The sequence below is a fragment of the Sinomonas sp. G460-2 genome (genome assembly GCF_047759905.1).
GTDB lineage: Bacteria > Actinomycetota > Actinomycetes > Actinomycetales > Micrococcaceae > Sinomonas.
In genome coordinates, this window is sequence record NZ_JBKZWT010000246.1 from 1 (window position 1) to 5,445 (window position 5,445).

At 68.5% G+C, this 5,445-nt stretch carries 5 protein-coding genes and 1 pseudogene; 2 read left to right on the forward strand and 4 right to left on the reverse strand.

Translation table 11 applies throughout. The features are described 5' to 3' along the window. Positions 1 to 203: 203 nt before the first annotated feature. Both ACLN58_RS17120 and ACLN58_RS17125 read right to left on the reverse strand, forming a co-directional pair. Positions 204 to 485 (reverse strand): TM2 domain-containing protein, encoded by a 282-nt coding sequence (locus ACLN58_RS17120; RefSeq protein WP_415856454.1) that lies wholly within the window; start codon positions 483 to 485, stop codon positions 204 to 206. 230 nt (positions 486 to 715) lie between these two features. Continuing rightward, entirely contained in the window at positions 716 to 1,171 is a 456-nt protein-coding gene (locus ACLN58_RS17125; RefSeq protein WP_415856455.1) for a DUF2087 domain-containing protein, read from the reverse strand. A gap of 139 nt (positions 1,172 to 1,310) precedes the next feature. On the opposite strand from ACLN58_RS17125, the gene ACLN58_RS17130 reads away from it, so the two are divergent. Further along, positions 1,311 to 3,215: an alpha-amylase family glycosyl hydrolase gene (locus tag ACLN58_RS17130; protein WP_415856456.1), complete on the forward strand. Its 1,905-nt coding sequence runs from the start codon at positions 1,311 to 1,313 to the stop codon at positions 3,213 to 3,215. A gap of 71 nt (positions 3,216 to 3,286) precedes the next feature. Here the strand turns inward: ACLN58_RS17130 and ACLN58_RS17135 are convergent, their stop codons facing one another. Together ACLN58_RS17135 and ACLN58_RS17140 are read right to left on the reverse strand one after the other, a co-directional pair. After that, positions 3,287 to 3,643 (reverse strand): SPW repeat protein, encoded by a 357-nt coding sequence (locus ACLN58_RS17135; RefSeq protein WP_415856457.1) that lies wholly within the window; start codon positions 3,641 to 3,643, stop codon positions 3,287 to 3,289. A gap of 213 nt (positions 3,644 to 3,856) precedes the next feature. Continuing rightward, positions 3,857 to 4,684 carry a sigma-70 family RNA polymerase sigma factor gene (locus ACLN58_RS17140; RefSeq protein ID WP_415856458.1) on the reverse strand — a complete coding sequence of 276 codons (828 nt, stop codon included), beginning with the start codon at positions 4,682 to 4,684 and terminating at the stop codon, positions 3,857 to 3,859. 337 nt (positions 4,685 to 5,021) lie between these two features. Between ACLN58_RS17140 and ACLN58_RS17145 the strand changes: the two are divergent. Beyond that, a pseudogene (locus ACLN58_RS17145) lies at positions 5,022 to 5,445 on the forward strand (dehydrogenase); the annotation flags it as partial.

Below are 5,445 nucleotides of genomic sequence, written 5' to 3' on the forward strand. Positions count from 1 at the left end.
GCTCGACGACTGGGACATCGCTCGCGGTCGACGGCGGCATGCAGGGCCTGCGGCTGCGGCCGGCGGCCGTCTCGTAGGGCGCCGGAGGCGGGCAGCGTGTCATCGCTGCCCGCCGCCGGGAACAAACGTCGGAAGGAAGCCGCGCCGATAGGCCGCGGCCAGGACGGCGACTCAGTTCAGGACTGCGCCCCCGTCGCGGCGGCTCAGTCGGCCAGTGGGGTCCCACTCGCGTCGGCACGGAAGGCCTCGGCGCGGGCGAGGATCATGATGCCCTCGATGAAGCCCCACAGGGCGCCGAAGCCGAACGTCACGAGCGTGACGACGATCTGGATGATGCCGATCTTCGTGTAGCCGAGGTAGAAGCGGTGCACCCCGAGGCTGCCCAGGAAGATGCCGAGCAGGCCAGCGGCGATGCGCGACTTGGGCTGGGCCGCGGGGACGGGCTGTGCGGGTGCGGTGGGTTCGCCAACGTTGGGCTGGGTCATGGCTGACCTTTCTGAGAGTGTGCGACGGAGCTGAGGGGGAAGGTGCCGCCGGACCGAGATGAGCCTGTGGTGGGGCCAGCCTCGATCACGGCAGCATGATCATGTCAATTAGACATGTAAAACACCAGTGTGACGCGGCGCCTATTTCCCCATTCCCCGGGTCCGCTCAGACGCGCCAGATCTGCCAGTACCCTGCGCCGGAGACCCCAAGCTCGGATGATTTCCGGCCGCTACGCCCGCCAGTACGCGCTGCCGTCGGCCTTGCGGCCCAACAGACCTTCGTCGACGAGCGCGCGGCGTACGCGCGGAACGTCGTCGACCCTCTCGGCGAGCCGCGCATTCAGCTCGGTCTCGGGCACGGTTTCGTCGGGCCCGAGCACCTCGCCCGCGAGCTCCTCGAGGGTCGCACGGAGCAGGGTGCGCCGTCGCGGAAGCTGCTCGATCTTAAGCTCGGGCTTCGGCGCCAGGGCAGACCGGGCGTGGGCAAGCAGCGCCTGTAGGGCGGCCTCGTCGACACGGACGAGCGCGCCGGGGAGCTCCTCGAGCACCCCCGCCGCCTCAACAAGACGGTCCCGGGTTGGATCCGTGGGCACGCCGCGGCGCCCGCCCAACGCGATCTCCGCGAAGCGCTCCCGCGCGCGACCATTGGCGAGCGCGGCGATGAGCCGGATCAGCTGCTCCTGCATAGCTCCACTGTCCACCGTCTGCGCCGAGTGTCCAATCCCGGGGTCCGTCACGTCGCGAGGTCGCGCGCTCGGAGGCCCGCAAGTAACGTATGTGGCACGCACCACACCGCAAACGAGAACCCACGCCGAGGAGGGTCACGTGCCGGAGAGCGCGAGTGTCGAGCAGGAGGCCCGTCAGCACGTCTTGTCCGCTCTGGACGCGGATCCCCAGCTGAGCGGGGTGGAATGGGTCGAATTCGGCGAGCGCTTCGACCGCCATTTCCCCGAGCTCGAGCGCCTCTTCCGCTCCCTTTACGGCGAGCGCGGGGACTGGCTCGCGCAGCTCTCGGCGCTCGTCGTCGAATGCGCCGAGTCCTGGCAGAAGCGACCCGCGGAGCTCAAAGCGCTTGACGCGCGGCGCGAGGCTGAGCCCGACTGGTACCAGTCGCGCGAAATGCTGGGCGCGGTCTGCTATGTGGACCGCTACGCCGACAGCCTCGCGGGCCTCCGCGACCGGATCCCGTATTTCCGCGAGCTGGGCCTCACCTATCTGCACCTCATGCCGCTGTTCCTCGCCCCGGAGCCGAACTCGGACGGCGGCTACGCGGTCTCGAGCTATCGCGACGTCAACCCGAAGCTCGGCACCATCGCGGAGCTGCGCGAGCTCGCGACCGAGCTCCGCGAAAACGGCATCAGTCTCGTGGTGGACTTCATCTTCAACCACACGTCCAACGAGCACGAATGGGCCCAACGGGCCGCCGCCGGCGATCCCGACTTCGAGGGCTACTACTGGCTCTTCCCCGACCGCACCATGCCGGACGCGTACGAGCGGACCGTCCGCGAGATCTTCCCGGACGATCATCCCGGCTCCTTCGTCCCGCTCCCCGACGGCCGCTGGGTCTGGGCCACTTTCCACACGTTCCAGTGGGATCTCAACTACTCGAACCCCGCCGTGTTCCGCGCGATGGCCGGGGAGATGCTCTTCCTCGCGAATCAGGGCATCGAGATCCTGCGCATGGACGCGGTCGCATTCATCTGGAAGCAGCTCGGCACGGCGTGCGAGAGCCTCCCCGAGGCGCATTCGCTCCTCCGGGCGTTCAACGCCGTGTGCCGACTCGCGGCGCCATCGCTCCTGTTCAAGTCCGAGGCGATCGTGCACCCGGACGAGGTGGTCCAGTACATCGACCCGGCGGAATGCCAGCTTTCGTACAACCCCCTCGAGATGGCCCTCACGTGGGAGGCCCTCGCCACGCGGGACGTCTCACTCCTCGCCCAGGCGCTCAAGCGCCGGCACAACCTCCCCGCCGGCACGGCGTGGGTCAACTACGTGCGGAGCCACGACGACATCGGCTGGACGTTCGCGGACGAGGAGGCAGCCGAGCTCGGCATCAACGGCTTCGACCACCGCCGCTTCCTCAACAACTTCTACGTGAACCGCTACCCCGGAAGCTTCGCGCGCGGCGTCGCGTTCCAGGACAACCCGCGCACGGGCGACTGCCGCATCTCCGGCACTACCGCCTCCCTGTGCGGGCTCGAGTCAGGCTCCCCCGAGGCGATTCGCCGCATCCTGCTCGCGCATTCGGTCGCGATCAGCACGGGCGGCGTCCCGCTCATCTATCTCGGCGACGAGGTGGGCCAGCTCAACGACTACGGCTACGCCCAGGAAGCGGGGCACGAGGCGGACAGCCGCTGGGTACACCGACCGCACTATCCCGCCGAGCGCTACGCCCGCCGCAGCGATCCCACCACTCCGGAGGGCGCGATCTTCGCCGGCCTCACGCGCATGCTCGCGGTGCGGGCGCAGACGCCCGCCTTCGCGGGCAATCGGCTCGTCGATTTCGCGACGAACAATCCTCATATCCTCGGCTACCAGCGTCAGACGGACGACGGCGGAGTCCTCGCCTTGGCGAACTTCTCCGACTCACCCGAGCACGTCGACGAGGCGACGCTTTCTGGCCTCGGGGGCGACGCCGTCGACCTTTTAACGGGGCAAACGCTCCGGATCGCGGAGGGGCTGACGCTCCCGCCGCAGGAATTCCGCTGGCTCGCCGTCCAGCAGGCCTAACTCGGTCGCGCCGGGCACGGAACGACCGCGACGCCTCAGGACGCCGCGGCCGTTGTGGACTAACTCTTTTTCTAGTGCGAGGGCATCATCTTGCGATGCGTGTCGATGCTCGGCTTGATGGCCGCCGCTGTCACGACCGCGGCTACCAGGCCGGCAATCCAAGACGTCCAGGCCGCTCCGGCGGTTCCGGTGTAGTTACCGATCCATGGGGAGACGAACAGCAGGACGCCGAAGGCCGCCTGTGCGTACTCGAGCCACGGAGTGCCCGGCATGGACAGGTTGAGGACGGCCGTTGCGATTAGCAGGATGCCGAAGACGAGCATGAGAGACACCGCCGCTGTCGAGGGCATCGTCACGATCACCGACAACGCGGCGACCAGCCCGCAGACCCCTGCAACGTAGTCTTCCCAGCGCATCCACTTCTTCATTGAGTTACTCCCTCCCATCAATCCGCTCCTCCGGACTCCCGGAGGAGCCGGTCAGTGGGGTGGTGGTCGGTGCTTTCGCGCCGGCGCCCGAAGCCGCTGGCCTCTTCCAGTAGACGCCGGTAAACCCATGCTGTAAAGGGCACATAAGGTCACAGACTGGGCGTCAAAATCAACCGGATCAGTTAGCGTGCTGCCCCAACTGGGGACAGGCGCTTACGCGGCCATGCGGCGGCGGAGCCTCCCGAGCAGCCGGCGCAGGAGCCGCGAGACCTGCATCTGGCTCACGCCGAGCTCGCGCGCGATCTCGTCCTGCGTGAGCTCCCTCACGAATCGGAGGTGCAGGAGGTGGTATTCCGCCTCCGACGCGCCCTCGAGCGCGTCGGCGAGTGCCTGCATCGATTCGACGCGCTCGTAGCCGGGATCCTCCGCCGCGACGACGACGTTGAGCCGCCGCTCCACCGGATCGTCGGACGTGTCGGCGTGCTCGATGGGGTTCGCCACCATCGAGGCGTCCGCGATCTGCGCCTCCGCGACGTCCTCGACCGGCATCGAGAGCTCAAGGCTGAGCTCGCGCGTCGAGGGCTCGTGTCCGAGGCACTGCGCGAGCCGCGGCCGAAGCGCGTTGATCTTGAGCCGCAGCTCCTGGATGCCGCGCGGCGGCCGCACCACCCACGACTGGTCGCGCAGGTACCGCTTGAGCTCGCCCGTGATCGTGGGCACCGCGTAGGGGACGAATCCATGCCCCTGGTCGTGCCGATACCTGTTCGCGGCCTTGATCAGTCCTAACCGCGCGACCTGGCGCAGGTCGTCGGGGTCATGGCCGGGGCATCGAAAGCGCTTCGCGAGCGCGTCGGCCACCCCCAGGTATTCGACGGCGAGGTCTCCGGCTGCCTTGGCCCGCGCGGCGGTCTCGGGTGAGGCCGATTCACTCGACCGGTCGCCGAGCTCCGCGACCCGGGGTGCCGGGTCCGCTGGCAGCGATTCGGCATCGCGGGGGGCAGTTCGCGGTGGTGCCGCGAGCTCCTCTCGAACGCTCGTCATGAACGGATCTCCTTCTCGCCTGAATCGATACGGACCGTGCAATTAATCGGACGCTACGGCTAGACAGACCGTTCTGTCTATACCTGCAGGGGGTACTCAGCGCTCGGCGCGCCCGTTTACGCGGCATCTGCAAGGGGTATTTCCCGCGGTGAAGAGTGTCGCGGCGAAACGGAGGCTGCATGCGAGACCCGGTGAATGTCGCGCCGCGAAAACCGCGCCGCAGAGGGGACGAACGAGAGGTTCCGAGCCGTTCCGCTGCACGCGCCGCGGCGGGGAGAATGAACGAAGCGGGGAGCCCCAAACTCCTCCCCACGGCGATCGATATGGCGGTGAAGCCATGAACCACTCCCCGGGCGGCGAGGACCGCTTCGCGACCGCGTATTGGATCACGGGGCCGTGCGAGGGCGAGCTGCGGACCGAGTCCCTGCCCCAGACCGGCGAGGGCGCGGCGCTCGTCCGCTCCCTCTATTCGGGGTACAGCCGCGGGACGGAGGGCCTTGTCCTCGCGAATCGCGTTCCGCAGCGCGTCGCGGGGCTCATGCAGGCGCCGCACCAAGAGGGATCGTTCCCCAGCCCCGTGAAGTACGGCTACTTGTCCGTCGGGGTCGTCGAGGAGGGCCCGGACGCTCTGCGCGGACGCACCGTCTTCTGCCTGTACCCCCACCAGGACCGCTACGTCGTGCCCGTCGCCGAACTCGCCGTCGTCCCTGACGAGGTGCCGCCAGCGCGTGCCGTTCTCGCGGGCGCGCTCGAGACCGCCG

Coding starts and splice junctions, on each gene's coding strand:
- ACLN58_RS17120 (WP_415856454.1), bottom strand. CDS start 485: ATGACCCAGCCCAACGTTGGCGAACCCACCGCACCCGCACAGCCCGTC.
- ACLN58_RS17125 (WP_415856455.1), bottom strand. CDS start 1,171: ATGCAGGAGCAGCTGATCCGGCTCATCGCCGCGCTCGCCAATGGTCGC.
- ACLN58_RS17135 (WP_415856457.1), bottom strand. CDS start 3,643: ATGAAGAAGTGGATGCGCTGGGAAGACTACGTTGCAGGGGTCTGCGGG.
- ACLN58_RS17140 (WP_415856458.1), bottom strand. CDS start 4,684: ATGACGAGCGTTCGAGAGGAGCTCGCGGCACCACCGCGAACTGCCCCC.